Here is a 21,025-nt window from a genome sequence, read left to right on the forward strand (position 1 = left end):
ACCGGTGTCAAGGCGGGAATCCCGTGCCGGGGCCGGTTGTCGGTGCGATGCGTCAGAATTGACCCAGGGCCACGCACGAGTAAACGAGGGGCGCGATGTCCGGACTGATCGATACGACGGAGATGTATCTCCGCACCATCCTGGAATTGGAAGAGGAGGGTGTGGTTCCTATGCGTGCCCGGATCGCCGAGCGGCTCGATCAGAGCGGCCCGACGGTCTCCCAGACGGTGGCACGTATGGAGCGCGACGGACTGCTCCATGTCGCGGGTGACCGCCATCTGGAACTGACCGACGAGGGCCGCCGCACGGCGACCCGGGTGATGCGCAAGCACCGCATCGCCGAATGCCTGCTGGTCGATGTCATCGGCCTGGAGTGGGAGCAGGTGCACGCGGAGGCGTGCCGCTGGGAGCACGTGATGAGCGAGGCCGTGGAGCGGCGGGTGCTGGAGCTGCTGCACCATCCCACGGAGTCGCCGTACGGCAACCCGATTCCGGGCCTGGAGGAGCTGGGCCAGCTGGGAGGGGCCGATCCCTTCCTGGAGGAGGGCATGGTCAGCCTCAGCGAGCTGCAGCCCGGTGAGTCCGGGGCCAGCGTGGTGGTGCGCCGGATCGGCGAGCCGATCCAGACCGACGCCCAGGTCATGTACACCCTGCGGCGGGCCGGTGTGCAGCCGGGCGCCGTGATCAGCGTGACCACCTCGGCCGGCGGCGTGCTGGTCGGCAGTGGCGGTGAGGCCGCCGAGCTGGACCCCGAGATCGCTTCGCATGTGTTCGTGGCCAAGAGGTAAGCACCCCCTCCCCTGTTTCCGCGGCTTCTCGTGGCCTGCCGCTGCTTCTTCGTCGCCTCATGGCTGTCTGTGCCTCATGGCTGTCTGTCGTTCCCCGCGTCCGTTTCCCGCCTCCGCGGACGCGACGGCCGGCTCGTCCGCGGCCGAGTGCCGGGCCCCGGCGCCGCTCGGCGGCGCCGGGGCCTTTTCCTCCCCTGTGTCCCTCCCCTGAACCCCCCTCGGCGGACCCGGGACCCCGAGCTTCCCGAGTGCCTTCCCGCGACCCGCTTCCCCTTCGCGTCGCGTCCCGCTGAAGTCCTCCCCTCGGCCCGCGCCATCAATCCTTGAGTCCTGTCACTCGAACGAGTTGTGTTGGGCGAGCTGACCACGTGTTCGAATAGAAGTTCGATAGCGTGTGCCGGGAAAGGAGGTGCGGCACATGATCAAGCGGTACGAGGTGAGGGGCGCCGGCGGCGCACAGCTCGTGGCCTGGGAGTACGCGGCCCAGGGAACTCTTCCCGGGCAGGCCGGTGACCCGGCCCGGACGGTCCCGGGAGACACCGGAGTGTCGCCGCCCGGCCCGGCCGATGCCCGGCCCGGTGTGCTGATGCTGCACGGCATGCTGGGCCGCGCCTCGCACTGGGCGGCGACGGCCCGCCGGCTCGCCCCGCACTACCGGGCCCTGGCCCTCGACCAGCGGGGTCACGGGCGCAGCGACAAGCCGGACGGCCCCTACACCCCGGAGGTGTACGTCGCGGATGTCATCGCCGCGATCGAGCAGCTCGGCCTGGCCCCGGTCACCCTCGTCGGCCACTCGATGGGCGCCCTCACCGCATGGCAGTGCGCGGCGCGCCGGCCCGATCTGATCGCGGCCGTGATCATCTGCGACATGCGGGCCTCCGCGGTCGGCGAGGCCGGGCAGCGGAAGTGGCGGGACTGGCTGGAGAGCTGGCCACTGCCCTTCGCCACCCTCGGCGACGTACGCCGCTGGTTCACCGCCGGCGACTCCTGGGCGGAGCGGCCGAATCCGGCCAGGGGAGACTTCTTCGCCGAGGTGATGGAGGAGCGCCAGGACGGCTGGCGGCCGTTGTGCACCCCCGAGCAACTGCTGCGTTCCCGGGATCCGTGGATAGGGGATGCCCACTGGGACGAGCTGGCCCAGGTGACGTGCCCCGCCCTGGTCGTGCGCGGCATCGAGGGACTGCTGGGCCGGGCCGAGGCGCAGGAGATGGTCCGCGTGCTGCCTCGGGGCCGCTACGCGGAGATCGCCGACGCCGGCCACCTCGTCCCCTGGGACCAGCCTGAGGCCTGGTACGGGACGGTGGAGAGCTTCCTGCGGGAGGAGGTGGGCCCGGCGGGCGCGGTCCTGGGATCGGCGGGCACGGCGTGAGGGGCGCTGGGGGCGGGTTGACGGGCTGCGGGGCGGCCGGGGGTTCGCCCACGCCGGGAGGCGGCGTCCGGCGACCGGTCAGCGGGTGGCTGATCCGGCTGCGTGCCGCCGACCGGCGGGCTCCTCGGCAGTCGGGGGGTCGGCAGCGTCGTCAACGTCGCCGGCGCCCTCGGGGCCCTCGGTACCCGCGAAGCTGACGCTGCGCAGGATCGCCATGGTCATCTCGCTGAACTCGCCCCAGTAGTCGATCGCCGCCGTGTCCAGGGTGAAGACGGCGGTGTAGGGGCCGGTGGGGAAGGGCACGTAGACCTGGATCTGCCCCATCCGCAGCCGGACCGCCGCACCGCCGGTGGTCAGCTCCGCGCCGAGGACGTACTCGCGCAGGGTGACGCAGGAGACGGCCGGGCCGCAGGGCAGTTCGATCCAGCGGGCGTCGTTGTTCTCGTCCCTGACCAGGATCTCCCGGATGCCGTTCGCGGCCACCTCCACCGAGGGGTGGTCGGACTCGATGGCGGTGACGGTGAAGGAGCAGTGCGCGACGCCCTCGGCGCCTTCGTCGCCCTCGATGCGGTCATCGATGGCGAACAGACCCATCGCGGCGTAGTCCAGGCCCTGTCCGCCCATGGCCTCGCCGAGCGCTGCGTAGTAGGGGGCGGCGGCGGTCCACAGCTCGTCGTTCCCGTTCGCGTACAGCTCCTGGACGAAGCGCCCGGCCAGTTCGGTGCGCTCCTCGCGGGTGGCCGCGATGGGCAGGGCGTGGAAGGACTCGGGGACGACGAAGGCCAGCGGCGGTATGTCCGGGGGCGACGGGGTGGCTGTCTCCCCTTCGACGCCGGCGGTGGCGGCGCCCGGCGGGGATATCGGACCGGGGGCGGGGTCGCTTGCTCGGCCGCTCGCGGGATCACCCGTGCGGCTGCTCGTGGAACCGGCGGGAGTCGCCGGGAGGGAGGGTGTCACGGAATCCCGCCTAGAGTTCGCCGGGTTGCGGACGCGCCGGGTCTCCGGTCTCGCCCATCAGGATGGAATGGGTTTCGAACAGGCCCTTGCCGATCTTCGCCGGGACCTGGCTCTCGACCAGGACGACCCCGCCGGCCAGCCGGAAGAACTTCGGTGTCTGCGCGGTGGTGGGCAGTTCGGTCACGAAGCGCGCCACCCGCTCGCGCTGTCCCGGGGTCAGCTCGGACTCCGGCACCAGCCGCCGGCGGTCCGCCAGCAGCCCGCCGAGCTTCTCGGTGGCGGCGGTGGACAGCCGCACCCAGGAGCCGTCGGTGAAGCGGATCCGCAGATCGTGGCCGCCCGCGCTGAACTTCAGCCGTTCGGCGCCGGCCACGGTGTCCCGCGCGGTCTCCCACAGCACCTGCGCGGGCGCCGTCAGGTCCGGGCCGACGCCCAGCAGCAGAAAGCGCCGCTCGGTGACCACCGCGTCCACCCGGTAGCGGTCCGGGCGGCGCGACGGGTCCAACTGCCACGGCACTGTACGGGCCAGCGTGCCGGGCGCGGCCCACATCACCGGGAAGTCCTCCGACTCGTTGGCCGGGTCCTCCGGTTTGGACCGCGACGGGTCCTGGCCGATGGGCACACTGTTCCCGCCGATCACCGCCTCGACGGCGACCTGGATGGCGGTGACGATTCCGCCGAGCAGCCCGCCCCCGACCCGGTCGACGTTCTGCGCGGTCTTGGTGTGCGGGGTGAACTCGGGGCCGGCCGGCCACCCCGGCAACTCCGCCTGGATGTCCCGCCGCTCGGTGTCCCGGAACCAGCGCGAGCCCGCCACCGGGTGCGCGTAGCCGGTGGCGAAGTGGATCGGCGTACGCAGCAGGGTGGTCTCGTCCGGGTCCGGATACCAGTCCATCGTCAGGCGCCTCTCGGTCGGTCCGCGGTTGTGGGATGCGTCGGCTGGGCGGGGGTGTGCGGGGCGGGGCGGGCGCCGGCCCGGTCAGTGCGAGGTGGCGGCCTGGTCGAAGCGGTCACCGAGGTGGACGGCCTCGCCGATGTGCTGGGGTATCGAGTAGAGCTTGGGCGCCAGCTTCAGGCCCGCGTCGATGGCCCGGCCCGTGGTGCTCATCGCGTCGACCGCGACCCTGCCCCCGGTGATCGCCTTGAGTCCCTTGGTGCCGATGAGCTGGCCGTTGTGGTAGACCTGCTCGGAGATCAGCTGCATGCGGTTGATCATCTTCCCGTCGGAGACGATATTCCCGGCGGTCTTGATGCCGCCGAACTCCAGCGTCAGATTCTTGAACAGCGTGATCTGCTTGCCGTTGGTGATCAACTCGCCTGCCTTGCCGACGAAGTTGCGGCCGATGGTGGTCACACCGCGGAACCCCTCGCCCAGTTCGACCGCCCGCGCGGCGGCCACCGAGCCCTCCACGACCTTCGCGCCCTTGGCGAAGGCGCCGATACCGGGGACCGCGCCCAGCGCGTCGAAGCCGATGCTCATCCAACTCACGTCGGCGCCGGCCGCTTTCGCGATCAGATGACTGACCAGCGCCGCGACGCTGGTGACGACCGCGGCGGCGGCGAAGATCGCCCCCAGCGGTTCGAAGGGGGCGGTGATGATGGCCAGTACGGCCAGAATGCCGGTGAGGTCGCTGAGCAGATCGCCGATGGTCTTGATGAGGTCGGCGTGGTCCTGGACCCACTGGACCGTGTCGTTCCAGGCGCCCTCCACACCGTGCACCATCCGGCTGAACAGTCCGGGCCGGTCGGGCGCGATGTCGCCGGCCTTGTCCAGGTCGCGGCTTATGGTCACGGCTGCCTGGGTGAACCGGGCGTGCAGCTCATCGGCGCGGTGCCGCACCGCTTGCAGGGCGTCGCCGGCCTCGGTGGCGGCCTGCTGCTTCCGCTTGCGGTCGGCGGCGGCGGCCGGGTCGGGGGCCGCGCCCGGGGCGGGGTGCGGGACACCGTCGTCCGCCGCCGGGGAGCCGAGCGCGGACCGCGCCCGGTCCACCGCGCTCTGCCGGGCGGCGGCCTCCCTCTCCAGCGAGTCGGCCTCGTCCTGGAAGCCGTGCAACTGGTCGGCCCACCGGGTGAGCGCCTCGGACGCCCGCCCGAAGGAGTCGTGGGCCTTCTTGATCAGCGGGGTCACATCGCTGTCGATGTGCGCGACGAACGCCTTGGCCGCCTCGCCCTTCCAGTAACCGCTGTCGATCCGCGCGAGTTCATCGACCGTGACGGTCAGCTCGCCGTGCAGATCCCCGAGCTGCCGGGCCAGCGCACGCGTGCGCTCCACCTCGCCGGGAGCGGGGTCGAAACCGAGATGCGGGAAGCTCCGGGTCACGGCCGTCACTTCTTCCCGTCGGTCTTCAGGGAGTTGGCCAGTCGCAGATCGGCCTCGTCGAAGGTCTTGCCGATCCGGTCGATCATCTGGACCGCGGTGTCGGCGTGCTGGCCTATCTGCCGGATGCCGTAGTGCCAGTCGTCGGCGAAGTCATGGACGTCGTTGATGAGCTCGGGCGCCCCGACCGCCTCGCCATCGGTATTGCCCATGGACCGGCTGACGCCGTCCATACGGTCCGCGATGGTGGCGAACGTCTTTCTCAAATCCCCCATCACGGTGCCATTGATCTGCAGATCCCCCATAAAGAATCAATCCTTTCCCGGCATTCCACAGGAATTCACCGGCCCCGCGTGGAAATGGTGGCCCCTACTCTATTGGGAGTACGCGTCCGGCCGGACCGTCAGACCGTCAACGGCACTGTCACCGTCCTCGGTTCACCGTCCCCGAGGTGCAGCAGGGCCCGGCCGGGCGTCACTTGACCCCCGACCGTGCTGCGGCTGAGCCGGGTGCCGATCAGCTCGCCGCTCATCGTCTGCTGCGGGGAGAGCAGCACACCGCGCCGGGCCTTCTTGGCGTCCACCTGCCAGCCGGAGAAACCGGAGCAGATGTCCTCCTCGCCGCCGGCCAGCACCACCGCCCTGCCCCGGTCGGCGCCGCGCGTGACGATCTCCTTGAGCAGGTCCCTGGCATCGCAGTCCCGCAGCAGCTCCGCGTCGTCGACCAGCACCACCACCGGTGCTTCCCCGGCCTCCTCCAGCGCCTCGGCCAGCTCACCGGCGGGTATGTCGCTGCCCGTGAAGACCCGCACCACCCCCGGGCCGCCGGCCAGTTCACGCACCGGCGACGGGCGCGGCGCGGCCACCACCAGCTTGACGCCCTGCCGCTGATAGCCCCGCGCGAGGGTGAGCAGCAGGGTGGACCTTCCCGACTTGCCGGGGCCGCCGATGACGAACGCGGGCAGCCCGTCGGAAAGGTCCGGTCCGTGCCCGGTGAGTTCGTCCCCGCCCACCCCGACCAGCGACCACAGGGGGCTGCGGGCCGCGTCGGTGTCGCGCATGTCCCAGGCGTCGGCGAAGGACAGCCGGGAGGGGAGCACATCGACGCGGAACGGGCGCCGCGAGCGGGGCAGCCCGGCGTCCCGCTCGGCGGCCGCTGCACCGATCGCGGTCAGCGCCGCCGCCTGGCCCTGACCGGTGACCTCCCCGTCCAGCAGCGCGACCTGCAACTCGATCCCGGACTCCGACCGGTACGCGCGACCCGGCTGGATGTCGTCCGGCACCTTGCGCGGGTTCACCGAGAGCAGCGCGAAATCGGAGCGGTCCGCCAGCCGGAAGGCGATCTTGTCCTCGGTGAGGGTGGCGATCCGCCCGGCCATCAGCGTGCGGTCCCCGGTGATGATCAGATGGATGCCGACCGAGGCGCCCTCCCGCAGAAAGGTGAACAGCTCGTCGCTGAGCGCCCCGTGGTCCAGCTCGCCGAGCGAGGTCGTCCAGCCCTCCCACCGGTCCAGCAGGATCACGATGTGCGGCAGCCGCTCCTCGTCGGTCCCCACCGCCGCCCGCTGCTCGCCGATGTCCGCGAAACCGTCGGCCGCCAGCAGATCCTGACGTCGAGTCAGCTCCGCCTTGAGCCTGCCGATCAGCCGGACCGCCCGCTCGGACTGTGAACGGCCCACCACCGCCCCGCAGTGCGGCAGCCTGGTCAGCGCGTTCAGTGCGCCATTGCCGCAGTCGATGCCGTACAGGTGCAGATCCGCCGTGGACAGGGTGCGGGCCAGCGAACCGGCGATGGTGCGCAGCAACTGGGAGCGGCCCGAGCGGGGCGCCCCCGCCGCCAGCAGATGCCCGAAGCCGTGGAAGTCGACGGCCACCGACCGGCGGGCCTGGAGCGCGGGCAGATCCTCCACACCGAAGGGGGCCGGCGGCAGCGCACCACCCGCAGACGGCGCGGGCAGCTCGTCGAGCCGCAGCGCGTCGGGCAGGGCGGGCAGCCACGGACTGTGCTGCGCCGGGATCGCCAGCCGTTCGTTGGCCGCGCGGATGGCCTCCACCAGCACCTTGAGGTCGGTGATCTCGTCATCGTCGCTCTTGGCTCCCGCCGGGCGCCGCGGCGCGCTGCGGCCGAGGCGCGACCAGTCCACGACATCCACCCAGGGCGCCACCGGTACGTTCTCCACCGCGCCGGGACGCCGGCCGCCGACCCGGCCGGACTGGAAGGGCACCAGCGAGTTCGCACCCAGCCGTACATAGGCGCGGCCTGGCGTGGACTTGGAGATACCGCCCGCGTCCGGGGCGTCGATGACGTCCGAGGACTCGCTGCCGTCGGTGACCCGCAGCGCTATCCGCAGATTGGTGTTGGCACGGATCTCCGGGGAGACGACGCCGCTCGGCCGCTGGGTGGCCAGTATCAGGTGAATGCCCAGCGAGCGGCCGCGCTGGGCGATGTTCACCAGGCCGGTCACGAAGTCGGGCAGGTCCCGGACCATCGAGGCGAACTCGTCGATCACGATCAGCAGCCGCGGCATCGCGGTGAGACGGGGCTGCCGCTTGAGCAGATCCGTGTAGTCCTCGATGTCCTTGGCGCCGACCCCGGCCAGGATGTGTTCGCGCCGCTTCAGCTCGGCGCCCAGCGACTCCAGCGCCCGCTCGACCAGATGGGCGTCCAGGTCGGTGACCATGCCGACGGTGTGCGGCAGCCGGACGCAGTCCTTGAAGGCGGAACCGCCCTTGTAGTCGACCAGGACGAATGTCATCGCCTCCGGGGTATTGGCCACCGCCAGCGAGGCCACGATGGTCTGCAGCAGCTCCGACTTGCCCGAGCCGGTGGTGCCGGCGATGAGGCCGTGCGGACCGTCCTTGCGGATGTCGATGGCGAACGGGCCGTCGTAGGACTCGCCCACCACCGCCTGCGTCGAGACGGGGCTCAGCCGCCAGCGGGCGGCGATGGCGTCCGCGGTGGGCGGCTCCAGCTCCAGGACGTCGAGCAGCCGGCTCGCGCCGGGGATCGCCGAGTCCTCGGCCTCACCGCTGATGTCGCGGATCGGCGACAGGCAGCGGGCCAGCCGGGCACACCAGGCGGGTGACACCAGATCGGGCCGCACCCCACGGATACGGGTCGCGCCGGTCTGCTCCACCCGCAACCGGAAGGAGCCGAACGCGGGCTCCGTCTCCATCGCCCGGGTCTGCCGGGCGTCGGCGTACCAGGCGTTGTGCGACGGGAAGCCGCCCTGCGGGAAACCGGCCCCCACCGTCGCCTCCGGCACCGAGGCGACCCGCGCGGAGGCAGCCGGGGTCTCGAACTCGGCGATCACCACGGCCTGGCACTCGCCGGGCAGAAACCGCTCCTCGGAGTCCAGGCAGATCAGGAACATCCCCACCCCCGGGCCTTCGCGCAGCAGGTGGACCACGCCGGGCATGGCCCGCAGCCGCCGGGAGCCGTCCAGCACCACCACGATGTCCGGGTCCTTGAAGAACGCCGCGTGATGGGCGCCACTGCCCGCCTGCTGCTTGGCCTTCTGCCGCTCGGTAAGGATCGAGCCGAGTTCCGCGATGCGCGCCGCGGCCGTCTCCGCGTCGGTGCCCATCAGCGCCGACGCGTCCTGGCCGTCGGCCGGCCGGGCGTGCGGCAGCCACCGCACCCACTCCCAGCTCTCCCGGCCCGACTGATCGGTGAGCACATAGAACCGCACATCCATCGGACTGCTCAGCGCTGCCGCCTGCGCCACCGCCCAACGGCCCATCGCCCGGGCACCCTCGCCCGGCGCCGCGAACCCGACGACGCCGAGCCGGCGCAGCTCCAGGGCGACCGGCGCGTCGTCGATCTCCCAGGCGACCTTGCGGCGGTGCTCCTCCTGCTCCGGGTCGTCCAGCACCACCTCGGACGGCACCTTCGCGGTGCCGACCCGGAGCAGCAGATGGTCCGCGTCGCCGCGTCGCCGCTCCCACAGCCTGGTGCGCGGTCCGGTCGCGGTGTTGAGGACGGTGGCCGGGTCGGGGGAGGCCGCCGCGCGGTCCCGGCGCTCGATGTCGAGCGCCTCGCGGGCGTCCCGCTCGATGCCGGCCTTGCGCTCGCGGTATTCGCCGACGGTCCTGGCGTAGGACTTGCGGCCGTGCTTCTTGTCCGTGAAGTAGTTGCCGACCATGACGACGGGGCTGACCACCGCCATGATCAGATACGTCATCCGGTGCATCATGAAGGCCATGCTCACCGCCATGACCAGCGGCATGAGCGCCATCAGCCACGGAAGCGGCCGCGCGCCGGGCTCCCTCGGCGGCGACGGCAGCCGGAAGAGCGTGATCCGCTCCGGCGGAGACAGCCGCGGCGGGCGGTTGTACTCGTATGTCGCCCCGTCGTCCCCAGGACGCAGCGCAGCGTTCGGCGGGGTGTAGGGGCCCAGCTCCAGCAGGGTGTTGCCGAAGGTGAGCTGACCGCCCAGCGGCCAGTCCCTCGTCTCACCGCCGACCGAGACCTGGCAGCTGCCGCCCATACCGACCGTCAGCACCGCCGCCCGGTCGGCCAGTTCGGAATCCTCGATCCGTACCCGCGCCGCCGGGCCGCGCCCGATCTCCACCCGGCCGATGCCCAGGCGGTGCACCGCGCCGGCGTCGGGACCGCCGGCCACCCGCAGTTCCACCACACCGGCCGGTTCGCCCGGGAGGCAGCCGGCCGGGTCGTACAGACTCACCACCGCGCCCTCGCGCAGCGGTGACCTGGCCACCGACCAGCCGGGATCAACCGCGTAACCGTCGACGTACACCGGGGGAGCGCCGGGCGATCGGGAGCCGCCGCCCGCGATCGGGATGATGTCCGCGCCGCCACCGCCGACCGTCCGGCCCAATTCTCGCGCGACGTCCGCGACGGTGGACGCGGGATCGGCGTCGACCACTACATCGGCGCGGTCCCCGCGGAGCGGGTCGACCACGGTCAACGACAGGCGCACGGCTTCCTCGTTCCCCCGGATTCGAGTTGGTTGTCAAGGACGATAACCGCTTCCGCGGACTCCCGGCATGGCCGATGCACCGGCCTGTGGATAACTCGCGCTGGTTTATCCACAGGCGGGAATCCGGAGTGACACCGGACGGGCCCGCAGTGGCAGAGTGGTCTCCGAGCCGGACCAAAGAAGGGGGATTGAGCGGGCGTTGTGCCGTGCTGCCCGTTTGAGGGTGTGTCACGCCGACGGTTCCGTTCGGTCGTAAGGCCGTAAGTCTGTTGCCGTGGACGCGCCTTGAGGGTGTTTGTGAGGCGCTGATAACGTGCGGTGGCTTGACATCGGCCTGCGGGCTGCCGCCGGACCGGAGCGCGGCAGTCTCTCTCCCCACGCAACCGATATCGACACACGCCGGCTCAACGGGGGCAGTGACGTGAAGACCAGGGAACGATCCGCATCGGGCGGCGGCAGCGGCCGTCAGCCCGTTCCCGCGACGGCGTTCGGGGCGCCGCCCGGCGGTGAGCGGCTGCCGGTCGCACCGCGGGAACGCAAGCCGGCACTCGCCGCGCTCGCCGTCCTGCTCATCCTCGTGGGGGCCCTCGGCGCCACCGTGCTGGTGCTGCGCGCGGGGAACAAGATCTCGGTCGTGGAGGTCACCGCGGCGGTCGCCGCCGGCGATCCGATCCCCGCGACCGCCATTCGCGAAGTGATGCTCTCGGACGACTCCGGAGTGAAATTCGTGCGGTGGGAGCAGCGTAAAACCCTGCTCAAGAACTACCGGACCAGCACGAATATCGTGGCGTTCTCGGTGTTGACCGACACCATGATCACCTCGAAGGACCAGGTTCTCACCCGTGGAAAGTCACTGGTCGGTCTGTCCTTGAAGGACGGCCAGTTTCCCAACGGCCTGCGGGCCGGCGAGACCGTGGCCGCGTACAACGTGAGCACCAATACGGCCAGGACGACTCCCGACAGCGGCTCCGCCGGCGGCGACAGCAACCTCATCAGCGGCAACCTGATCGTGAAGAAGGTGTTCGCGTCGTCGGGTGACTTCTCCTCCGGCAACACCTCCGTCACCGTCCAGGCCGACTCCGCGGACGCCGGTCGGCTGACCGTCGCCGCCTCGGCCAACGCGGTCGCCCTGGTCCTCGTCACCGGCAAGAACTGAAGCGAGCGGGCGAAGACGTCATGGCACTGATCGCTGTCGCCGCCGACAAGGGCTCACCGGGCGTCACCACGGCCGCCGTCGCGCTCGCCGCCGTGTGGCCGCGCCGCGTGCTGCTGGCCGAGACCGACCCGGCCGGCGGCGACCTCGTCTACCGGTCGCGCGCCGCGCACGGCGGGGCACTCGACCCCAACACCGGAATGCTGTCGCTGGCGGCGACCGCCCGACGCGGTCTGGCCGCCGAGCAGTTGTGGGACCACGCCCAGCCGCTCACCGGCGGACTCGATGTGCTCGTCGGCCTCGGCAGCGCCGAACAGGCCGCCGGCCTCGCCGGGTTGTGGCCGATGCTCGGACAGGCGTTCGCCACCCTAGATGAATCGCCGGGCGGCGCGGCCGACGTCATCGCCGACTGCGGCCGGATCGGCACGGACTCGCCGACCCTGGAGCTGTTCGCGCACTCCGCCCTGGTGCTGCTGGTCGCCCGCACCGAACCGGAGCATCTGGCCCGGGTGCGGGACCGGGCGGGCGCCCTGTCCGCCAAGCTGCACGGCTCGCAGCGCGGCGCCGCAGCGGCGCTCGGCCACCCGCCGATCGGCATCCTGCTGGTCACCGACCCGGGCCACAGCGTGCGGATCGCCGGGCAGGTCAACGACATGCTGGTGGGCTCGCAGATCTCCGCCCGCGTTGTGGGCACCCTCGCACACGACCCGGCGGGCGCCGAGATGCTCAGCGGCCGGCGCCGCGGCCGGCTCGACAAGTCGCTGCTGATCCGCTCCGCCCGCCGGATCACCGCCGACGTGCCGCAGCGGTACGGAGTCTTCCGATGAGCGAGGTGGACCACCAGCTCGTCAAACGCTTCCGGCAGGAGGCCGGCGACCGCATCTCGGAGCAGCGCAGGCTCGACCAGGTGTCGAACACCGCGCCCATGTCCGCGGAGGACGAGCGCCAGTTCGCCCGGGCGATCATCGCCCAGATCCTGGAGGAGTACGCCCGCTCCGAGATCACCGTCGGCCGCACCCCGCCGGACGCCCAGGCCGAGGAGGCGTACGCCGCCGCGGTGCACGCCGCGCTGTTCGGCGTCGGACGGCTCCAGCCGCTGCTGGACGATCCCGAGGTCGAGAACATCGACATCAACGGCTGCGACCAGGTCTTCGTCGGCTACTCCGACGGCCGCGAGATCCCGGCCGACCCCGTCGCCGAGACCGACGAGGAACTCATCGAGCTCATCCAGGTGCTCGGCGCCTACTCCGGTCTGTCGTCGCGCCCCTTCGACTCCGCCAACCCGCAGCTCGACCTGCGGCTGCCCGACGGCTCCCGGCTGTCCGCCGTGATGGACGTCACCCGCCGTCCCGCGCTGTCCATCCGCCGAGCCCGTCTCGGCAAGGTCTTCCTCGCCGACCTGGTCGGCAACTACACGGTCACCCCGGAACTGGCCTCCTTCCTGTCGGCGGCCGTCCTCGCACGGAAGAACATGATGATCGCCGGCGCCACCAACGCCGGAAAGACCACCCTGCTGCGAGCCCTGGCCAACGTCATCCCGCCGCACGAGCGTCTGATCACCGTCGAACGCGCGCTGGAACTCGGCCTGGACCAGTTCCCCGAACTCCACCCCAATGTGGTGGCGTTCGAGGAACGGCTGCCCAACTCCGAGGGCCAGGGCGCCATCTCGATGGCTGATCTCGTACGCCGCTCCCTGCGGATGAACCCCTCCCGGGTCATCGTCGGCGAGGTCCTCGGCGACGAGATCGTCACCATGCTCAACGCGATGTCGCAGGGCAACGACGGCTCGCTGTCCACCATCCACGCCAACAGCTCCTCCGAGGTCTTCAACCGCATCTCCACCTACGCCCTCCAGGCGCGGGAGCGGCTGCCGGTCGAGGCCTCCCAGATGCTGGTGGCCGGCGCCATCGATTTCGTCGTCTTCCTCAAGCGCCGCAACGACTTCGCGCGCGGCGGCACGCTGCGCCGCGTCGTCACCTCCATCCGCGAGGTCAACGGGGTGGACGGCCGCGTTCTGTCCAGCGAGGTCTTCGCCGAGGCACGCGAGGGTGTGGCGCTGCCGCACGCACCCATCTCCTGCCTCGACGAACTCCTCGCCCACGGCTACCAGCCCACGGGGGTGTGGCGGTAATGACCGGGATCCTCTCCGTCGAAGTGCTCTACGGCCTGCTCGCCGGGGCCATCGCCGGCGGCGGCATCGCCCTGTTCGTCGTCGCGATGTACGGCTGGGCGCCCAAACCCGCCAAGCCCGGCCAGGGGCATACCGACCGGGCGGCGGAGCTGGCGCGCTTCCTGTCGCAGCGCGGCTCGCTGGCCGCCGTGGCCGGACTGGTCGTGCTCGGCCTCACCCGCTGGATCGTGCTCGGCGCCGCCACCGCCGTGCTCGTCTTCTCCTGGAACAAGCTGTTCGGCGGCGCCGCGGAGGAACGCGCCGCGATGAAGCACATCGAGGCGCTGGCCGGCTGGACCGAATCGCTGCGCGACACCATCGCCGGCGCCGTCGGCCTGGAGCAGGCCATTCCGGCCTCCGCCCGGGCCGCCGCCCCCGCGCTGCGCCCCCATCTCGCCTCGCTGGTGGACCGGTTGCGGTCCCGTACCCCGCTGCCCGAGGCGCTCCAGCACCTGGCCGACGAGATCAACGACGCGTCCGCCGACGTCATCATCGCCGCCCTCATCCTCAACGCCCGGCTGCGCGGCCCCGGCCTGCGCGACGTGCTCGGCGCGCTGGCCAAGTCCGCCCGCGAGGAGGTCGACATGCGCCAGCGGGTGCTGGCCCAGCGGGCCAGCACCCGGCGCAGCGTGCAGATCGTGGTGGTCGTCTCGGTGGGCTTCGTCCTGGGCCTGGCGATCTTCAACCGCGGCTTCGTCGAGCCGTACGGGACCGCGGTCGGACAGCTCGTGCTCGCCGTGGTGTGCGGGCTGTTCGCCGCCGGGTTCTGGTGGCTGAGGAACCTGGCGAAGATCGAGACGCCGGACCGGTTCCTCGTGCACGCCCCGGAGCGGCTCGGGCAGCGCGCCGACCCGCCGGAGCCCTTCGGGCCGGGCCACCCCCTGCCCGGCCAGCCACTGCCGGGCCAGGCGCCCCTGCCCGGTCAGGGGGCGGGTGCCCGATGAACAGCATCCTCTTCACCTGCCTGGTCGGCGGCCTCGTGGGCCTCGGCGTCTTCGCCCTGATCAGGGCACTGATGCCCGGGCGGCGAAGTGCCGTGTCCACCGTCGCGCAGATCGACGCGCTGCGAGCCGCCGGCCCGGGCGGCCCCGCGGGCGGAACGGAGACCGACCGCAGCCTCCAAGGCCGGCTGGGGGAGCGGATCGCCGCCCTCTACCGCCAGCAGGGCTGGGAGCTGCGCTCGCTGCGCGCCGACCTGGCGGTGCTGGACCGGAGCTGGGAGGGTTTCCTCGCCACCAAGATCATGCTGGCGGCGGTCGGCGTGGTCTTCGGGCCGTTCGTCTTCGCGGGCCTGTGGGAACTCGGCTTCGGCCTCAGCCCGATCATCCCGGTCTGGATGGCGCTGATCTTCGGCGGAGTGTTCTTCCTGCTGCCGGACATGGAGGTCCGGCGGGACGCCGCGAGGAAACGCAAGGACCTGCGCCGGGTGATCGGCGCCTATCTGGACCTGGTCTCCATGAATCTGGCCGGCGGCCGCGGCCTGCCGGAGGCGCTGATGACCGCCGCCGAGATCAGCGACGGCTGGGCACTGATGCGGATCAGGAACTGCCTCACCGACGCCCGCATCACCGGCACCAGCCAATGGGTTGCCCTGGGACGGCTCGGCGAGGAACTGGGCATCGAGGAGCTGCAGGACCTGTCGATCACCCTCGGTCTGGTCGCCGACGACGGCGCCAAGATCCGCGATTCGCTCGGCGCCCGCGCCGAGACCATGCGGCACCGGGAACTCGCCGAGATCGAGGGCGAGGCCGGTGAGAAGTCGCAGTCGATGCTCGTGGCGCAACTCATGCTGTGCGCGGGCTTCCTGGTGTTCCTGATATTCCCCGCCGCGATGCGCGTGTTCCAGGTCTGATCCCCCCGCTGTCACCGAAACCCGAGCGCCATCGAGTCGAGAGGAACCGCACGTGAACCGTCTGCCCGTCTCCCATCCCGCACTTGATTTCATGATCACCTACTTCCGGGGACGCCTCGACCGGGTCCGCCGCGAGGAGCTGTCCCGGGGCGCCTCGGCCGTCGAGTGGGTGGTCATCTCCGCCATAGTGGTCGGGATCGTCGTCGCCATCGGCTTCACCATCAAGGGCGCGCTCAGCGGCAAGGCGGACTCGGTGAAGAACTGCATCGACGGCGCCAACGGCGACTCCGGCAGTTGCTGACCGGCGGCCGGGGGACCGAGGGATGAAGCGGACAACCGACGTGCCGCACCGGGCCGTTCGCCGCCGGCTGGACGCCGTGCGCGGCGACAGCGGCGTGGGGCGCCGTACGGCCGCGACTGGGGACGGAGTCACGGGTAATGCAGCCGCCGGCAGCGTGAGCGCGCGCACCGGTGGCGATCACGGCATGACCGCGATCGAGTTCGTGTTCCTCACCCCGGTGCTGTTCTTCATGATCTTCGCGACCGTGCAGTTCGGACTGTACTTCTTCGCCGATCATGTCGCGCAGGCCGCCGCCCAGGCCGGGGCGCGCGAAGCCCGCGCCGACGCCGACGCCGACCCGACGGGATGGTCGGACGCGGCCACCGACACCGCCCGGACCTACATCCGCCAGCTCGGCCCCGAACTGCTGACCGACGGGGCGATCGAGCCGGTCCGCCCCGACGCCGTCACCGTCGGCATCCGGGTGACCGGCTCCGTACCGGCGATCTTCCCCGGCCTGCACTTCCACGTCCGCGAACTCTCGCAGGGCCCGGTGGAGCGCTTCGTCCCGGACAACGCGGGGGACTGATCCGATGCCCGGCACATCCCTCCGCCCCCTCGAAGGCGCCACCGCCCGCCGCGCACAGCGAGCCGACGGCGAGCGCGGCCTGTCCACCATCGAGGTGGTGATCCTGGCACCGGTCATGATCCTCTTCATCCTGGTACTGGTCGCCTTCGGCCAACTCGTCGACGGGCGGGGGGCACTGGACGGCGCGGCGCGGGACGCCGCACGGGCCGGATCCCTCCAGCGCAGCCAGGCCGGTGCGATGAACGAAGCCGAGAACGCCGCCAGGAACGACCTCGCGGACACCTGCGTCGGCGGCACCCTGCGGCTCCGGCAGGTGGGCGACGGAGGATTCGCGCCCGGCTCGCTCTTCCAGGTCCGGGTGAGCTGCACCATCCGCGGGCTCGGCTCGCTCGGGCTCGCCATCGACAAGACCCTCACCTCGACGGCCGCCTCGCCGCTCGACCCCTACCGCAGGGCGGTGGCCGGCTGATGAGGAAGTCCGGGCTCGTCAGATGGTTCCGCCGGCGCCCCACCGGCCGTCCAGGGCCTTCTGGCCAGGGCGACCGGGGCTCCGGCGCCGCCGCCGTCCTCATCTTCGCGCTGCTCTTCATGTCGCTCGCGGCCTTCGTCGTCGACGGCGGACTGTCGATCTCCAAACGCGAACGCGCCGCCGACATCGCCGAGCAGGCAGCCCGTTACGCGGCCCAGGACATCAACGTCGAGGCGCTGCGCGATGCCCCCGCCGGTACGCAACCGGTGATCAACACCGACAACTGCACCGCGGACGTGGAGGACTTCGCCAGGAAGTCGGGCCTCGACAACGAGGACGCCGGCAACTCCGGCTGCACCCTGGCCGAGCCCGACCGTGTCGAGGTGTCCATACAGCTCACCTACCGGCCGATCCTGACCGGTTTCTTCTACGACAAGCCGATCGTCGTCCACGGCAAGGCCGCAGCCGAGTCCGTGACCGGCCCGGCGAACTGACCGCCGCCACGACGCAGCCACCCCGTCGCCCGCCGACCCGTCGTCCGTCGACCCCGCGCAGATCCGCACCACGCCCGCACAGCAGGCAGAAGAGGAAGCAGCCATGGCCCGCACCGCCGCCACGGGACGTAACCGCGCGCCGCAGGGTGGAGCGCCGGCCCGCCCACCGCGCAGGCGACGTACCGCCGGCGACCTCGTACGGGCGCTGGCCGCGTTCGTGGCGCTGGCGGTGCTGGTGGTCGGGGTACCCGGAGCGCTGCTCTACTTCCTCGGTTCGCCGCTGCCGCATCACTTCGACTCCGATCTGGTGCGCCAGCCGATCACCGCGGAGACATTCGTCAACACGCTGGCCGTCGTGGTGTGGCTGGCGTGGGCGCAGTTCGCGGCATGCGTGCTCGTGGAGGCCAAGGCCGCCGTCTCCGGCGTGGGGATGCCGCACCGGGTGCCCGCCTCCGGGCCCAGCCAGCTGCTGGCCCGGCAACTGATCGCCGCGCTGCTGCTGATCGGCGTGGGCACCGCGGGGCTGGTCCCCGGCCTGGCCCAGATCGGCCAGCACCACCCGGTGGAGAGCCAGGCCCGCCCCGGGGTGGCCGTCACCGCCCAGCAGACCCCCGGCCAGCAACTCCTGCGGGCCGGCGCGGCCGTACCGCACCAGCAGACGGCCCAGCTCGGCGTGACCGACCGCGGCGCGGCGCAGTCCGCCCGGGAGGCCACCAAGTTCTACCGCATCAGCCCGCCCGAGGGCCGCCACCACGACTCGCTGTGGGAGATCGCCCAGCGCCACCTCGGCGACGGCCGCCGCTACAAGGAGATCTACGAGCTCAACAAGGACCGGGTGCAGCCCGACGGTTCACGGCTGTCACAGGCCAGCCTGATCCGGCCCGGCTGGGTGATGGAGATGCCCGCCGACGCGCACGGCGGCGACCTCGTCCAGATGCCGGTCGCCGCCCCGCACACCGCGCCCGACGTGGAGCGGTACGCCCAGCACGGCGGCGCCAAGGACACCGCCGCGGAGGGCGCGCACGCCGCCGCGCCAAGTCCGGCCGCCGAACAGAACGGCACCCCGGCAGGCGGCTCCGGCGGCGGGGACACGGCGACCGGCACACGCGAGGGGAGCGCGGAAGGCACCGCGGGCAGTGCTGACACGAGCAGCGGAGGCAGCGGAACCACCGCGAACACCGTACGTACCGAAGGCACCGAACCCACCCGCGCCGAGCACCCCCGGTCCCCGGTCGCCGCCGCCCTCACCGCTGCGACCTCCCCCTCCCTCGCCGCCGGTCTCTCCGAAGCGCTGATCGGCTCCCCGCTGCTGGCCGCCGGACTGCTGGCCGCGCTCGGCCGCCGGCGCCGTACCGCGCTGTGGCAGTCGGTCAGCGGAGGCGGACCGCGCACCCCCCGTACTCCGAGCGGCCCGCAGGCCGACATCGCCGACGCGCTGCGGATCGGCGCCGAACCCGACACCGTCGCCTTCCTCGACCGGGCGCTGCGCGCGCTGTCCGCCAGGCTCGACAGCGAAGGCCGCAAGCTCCCCACCGTGTACGCCGCCTGGCTCACCGGCGAGGCGATCCACCTCCAACTCGCCTGGCCCGAGGGCCAACCGCCGACGCCCTGGCAGCTCGGCCAGGACCAGACCTTCTGGCGTCTGGACCGCCCTGACCTGGCTGAGGACGCCGATGTCGCCGCTGCGGCGCCGTACCCCGGCCTGGTCACCCTCGGTACGCTCGACGGCGCCCGCCTGCTGCTCAATCTGGAAGCCGTGCCCGGCATCGTCTCGCTGGCCGGCGCCCGGGCCGACCGTGACGCCGTACTCGCCTCCGTCGCCGCGGAGTTGGCCACCAACGGCTGGTCGGACCGGATGACCGTCACCCTCGTCGGTTTCGCCGAGGACCTCACCGCCCTGGCCCCCACCCGGGTGCGGCACCTCGCCGACGTGCCCGAGGTGATCGAGACGATGACCGCGGAGACGGCCCAGCGCGCCGGGGCGCTGCGTACCGCCGGACAGGACAGCGTGCTCACCGGCCGCACCGGCCGCGCCCAGCACACCCAGTGGGCCCCGCACCTCGTCCTGCTCGCCGCCGAGCCCACCGACGCCGAGGCCGAGCGCCTCGCCGAACTCGCCGCGGACGCCGGTCGATTGGGCATCGGCTACCTGGTGGCCTCCAGCCGCCCCGAGCTGCCCGGCTCCGCCTGGGAACTCGAAGTCACCCCCGCCGGGCGGCTGCTCGCCCCGCTGCTCGGCCTGGACCTGCGGGCCCAACTGCTGCCCGCCGCCCAATACCAGGCCGTGCTGCGGCTGTTCGCCGAAGCCGGTGGGGACGGCGGGGACGGTGGGGACGGCGGCGACCCCGGGCCGGACGCGCCGCCGTTCCTGGTCGACCTCTCCGACCAGGGCCGACCCGGTGTGTACGCCCGCCTGCTCGGTCCGTTCGAGGTCATCGGCATCGACGCGCCCGTCGCCGACCGCAGCGAACTCCTGCACGAGGCGCTCGCCCTGCTCCTGCTCCACCGCGAAGGTGTCCACCCCCGCGTACTGGCCTCCGCGCTGTGGCCGCGCGGCGTCACCGAGGACGTCCGCGACGCCCTGATCGAACGCCTCCGCGCGTGGCTCGGCACCGACCCCGACGGGTCGGCCCGGCTCAGCTTCGACGACACCGGCCGGATCGTGCTCGCCACCTCCGTCGTATCCGACTGGGACGTGCTCCAGACCCTGCACCACGAGGCGACCGAGGGCCGGTCCGCCGCCGATCCCGCTATCCGCCGCCGGCTGCTCACCGACGCTCTCTCGCTGGCCCGCGGGCCGCTGCTGGCCGATCGTTCTTCCGGCCGCCCAGCCGGTGGTTCACCCGGCGGCTCACCGGGGCGTTACGGCTGGCTGGGCCATGAGATCGTCGATGCCCAACACCCCATCCTGGTCGCGGAGATCGCCCTCGCCCTGTCCGCCCTGCACCTCGACGCCGCGAAGCCGAAGGCCGCGGTGGCCGCGGTCGAGACCGGCCTGACCGTGTCCCCCGACGACGAACGCCTCTGGCTCGCCCTGCTCCGCGCCACGCACGCCACCGGCGACCCGGCCCGGCTCGAATCCGCCGCCCGCTCACTGACAGCCCGCGGTGACACGCTCGGCGGCCCGGGCCGAGGCCTCCCGCCCCGCGTCGAAGCGCTGCTGGACGAGCTTCTCCCCCACTGGCGCGGCCAGATCGCGAACTGACCGTCTTCCGTTCCGGTCTTGGACTCCGGGGGCGCCACCCGTTCGGTTGGCATATGCCGATGGAGCCGTAACCTCCGGGGTGATCAGCACCGTTGTCCGGTCGTGGCTGCTGACAACGGAACACGGCGGTGCCCGGAGGTGCGCGCATGAGCGACCTCCAGGTCACGGATGAGGTACTGAGCGACGCGGAACGGCTGCTGGGCAGGCTGTACGGCGAGTTCCGCACGATCTCGGCGCGCAGGGACGAGTTGCACGACGTGTGGGGCTCGGGCGCGGTCGCGGACGCGATGGACGCGTTCGTGGACAACTGGTCGCGGTACCGCAAGAAGCTGCTCACCCGCATCGACTCGGTGGGCGAGCTGGTCGGTTCGGCCCGGGAGACCTTCCGGCAGACCGATCAGCGGCTGGCGCGGGCGAGTTGAGCGGCGCACGTACGGCAG

General features: G+C 72.0%; 18 protein-coding genes. 13 read left to right on the forward strand and 5 right to left on the reverse strand.

Going from position 1 to position 21,025, the window contains the following annotated elements; all coding sequences use genetic code 11:
* The first annotated feature begins 95 nt into the window (after positions 1–95).
* Both ACFO3J_RS19340 and ACFO3J_RS19345 read left to right on the forward strand, forming a co-directional pair.
* Complete coding sequence (locus tag ACFO3J_RS19340) at positions 96–788, forward strand: metal-dependent transcriptional regulator (RefSeq protein ID WP_386430703.1); 693 nt, start codon at positions 96–98, stop codon at positions 786–788.
* A 418-nt stretch (positions 789–1,206) separates the two neighbouring features.
* Positions 1,207–2,157, forward strand: a complete 951-nt coding sequence (locus tag ACFO3J_RS19345) for an alpha/beta fold hydrolase (RefSeq protein ID WP_386430704.1) — start codon at positions 1,207–1,209, stop codon at positions 2,155–2,157.
* Positions 2,158–2,235: 78 nt separating this feature from the next.
* Here ACFO3J_RS19345 and ACFO3J_RS19350 read toward each other — a convergent pair whose 3' ends face one another.
* The 5 genes from ACFO3J_RS19350 to ACFO3J_RS19370 all read right to left on the reverse strand — a co-directional run bounded on the left by ACFO3J_RS19350 (position 2,236) and on the right by ACFO3J_RS19370 (position 10,373).
* Positions 2,236–3,114: a hypothetical protein gene (locus tag ACFO3J_RS19350; protein ID WP_386430705.1), complete on the reverse strand. Its 879-nt coding sequence runs from the start codon at positions 3,112–3,114 to the stop codon at positions 2,236–2,238.
* A gap of 10 nt (positions 3,115–3,124) precedes the next feature.
* Entirely contained in the window at positions 3,125–4,009 is an 885-nt protein-coding gene (locus tag ACFO3J_RS19355) for a hypothetical protein (protein WP_386430706.1), read from the reverse strand.
* A gap of 84 nt (positions 4,010–4,093) precedes the next feature.
* Positions 4,094–5,434, reverse strand: a complete 1,341-nt coding sequence (locus ACFO3J_RS19360) for a putative T7SS-secreted protein (RefSeq protein WP_386430707.1) — start codon at positions 5,432–5,434, stop codon at positions 4,094–4,096.
* A 5-nt stretch (positions 5,435–5,439) separates the two neighbouring features.
* Positions 5,440–5,736, reverse strand: coding sequence for a hypothetical protein (locus tag ACFO3J_RS19365; protein ID WP_386430708.1), 297 nt, complete (start codon positions 5,734–5,736; stop codon positions 5,440–5,442).
* Between the two features lie 98 nt (positions 5,737–5,834).
* Positions 5,835–10,373, reverse strand: a complete 4,539-nt coding sequence (locus ACFO3J_RS19370; protein ID WP_386430709.1) for an FtsK/SpoIIIE domain-containing protein — start codon at positions 10,371–10,373, stop codon at positions 5,835–5,837.
* Positions 10,374–10,794: 421 nt separating this feature from the next.
* Between ACFO3J_RS19370 and ACFO3J_RS19375 the strand changes: the two genes are divergently transcribed.
* The 11 genes from ACFO3J_RS19375 (at position 10,795) to ACFO3J_RS19425 (ending at position 21,007) form a co-directional block, all read left to right on the forward strand.
* Positions 10,795–11,529 (forward strand): hypothetical protein, encoded by a 735-nt coding sequence (locus tag ACFO3J_RS19375; RefSeq protein ID WP_386430710.1) that lies wholly within the window; start codon positions 10,795–10,797, stop codon positions 11,527–11,529.
* A 20-nt stretch (positions 11,530–11,549) separates the two neighbouring features.
* Positions 11,550–12,353: a hypothetical protein gene (locus ACFO3J_RS19380; RefSeq protein ID WP_386430711.1), complete on the forward strand. Its 804-nt coding sequence runs from the start codon at positions 11,550–11,552 to the stop codon at positions 12,351–12,353.
* Positions 12,350–13,657: a CpaF family protein gene (locus ACFO3J_RS19385; RefSeq protein ID WP_386430712.1), complete on the forward strand. Its 1,308-nt coding sequence runs from the start codon at positions 12,350–12,352 to the stop codon at positions 13,655–13,657. The genes ACFO3J_RS19380 and ACFO3J_RS19385 overlap by 4 nt, the downstream gene beginning before the upstream one ends.
* A complete protein-coding gene (locus ACFO3J_RS19390) occupies positions 13,657–14,640 on the forward strand; it encodes a type II secretion system F family protein (protein ID WP_386430713.1) in 984 nt (327 codons plus the stop codon). The genes ACFO3J_RS19385 and ACFO3J_RS19390 overlap by 1 nt, the downstream gene beginning before the upstream one ends.
* Positions 14,637–15,548, forward strand: a complete 912-nt coding sequence (locus ACFO3J_RS19395; RefSeq protein ID WP_386430714.1) for a type II secretion system F family protein — start codon at positions 14,637–14,639, stop codon at positions 15,546–15,548. The genes ACFO3J_RS19390 and ACFO3J_RS19395 overlap by 4 nt, the downstream gene beginning before the upstream one ends.
* Before the next feature lie 91 nt (positions 15,549–15,639).
* Positions 15,640–15,849: a Flp family type IVb pilin gene (locus tag ACFO3J_RS19400; RefSeq protein WP_386431037.1), complete on the forward strand. Its 210-nt coding sequence runs from the start codon at positions 15,640–15,642 to the stop codon at positions 15,847–15,849.
* A 184-nt stretch (positions 15,850–16,033) separates the two neighbouring features.
* Positions 16,034–16,417, forward strand: a complete 384-nt coding sequence (locus ACFO3J_RS19405) for a TadE family protein (RefSeq protein ID WP_386430715.1) — start codon at positions 16,034–16,036, stop codon at positions 16,415–16,417.
* A gap of 4 nt (positions 16,418–16,421) precedes the next feature.
* Positions 16,422–16,886 (forward strand): TadE/TadG family type IV pilus assembly protein, encoded by a 465-nt coding sequence (locus ACFO3J_RS19410; RefSeq protein WP_386430716.1) that lies wholly within the window; start codon positions 16,422–16,424, stop codon positions 16,884–16,886.
* Complete coding sequence (locus ACFO3J_RS19415) at positions 16,886–17,380, forward strand: TadE/TadG family type IV pilus assembly protein (RefSeq protein ID WP_386430717.1); 495 nt, start codon at positions 16,886–16,888, stop codon at positions 17,378–17,380. The genes ACFO3J_RS19410 and ACFO3J_RS19415 overlap by 1 nt, the downstream gene beginning before the upstream one ends.
* A gap of 103 nt (positions 17,381–17,483) precedes the next feature.
* Entirely contained in the window at positions 17,484–20,585 is a 3,102-nt protein-coding gene (locus tag ACFO3J_RS19420; RefSeq protein ID WP_386430718.1) for a BTAD domain-containing putative transcriptional regulator, read from the forward strand.
* A 146-nt stretch (positions 20,586–20,731) separates the two neighbouring features.
* Positions 20,732–21,007, forward strand: coding sequence for a WXG100 family type VII secretion target (locus ACFO3J_RS19425; RefSeq protein ID WP_386430719.1), 276 nt, complete (start codon positions 20,732–20,734; stop codon positions 21,005–21,007).
* Positions 21,008–21,025: the final 18 nt, after the last annotated feature.

This window comes from Streptomyces polygonati (assembly GCF_042650325.1).
GTDB lineage: Bacteria > Actinomycetota > Actinomycetes > Streptomycetales > Streptomycetaceae > Actinacidiphila > Actinacidiphila polygonati.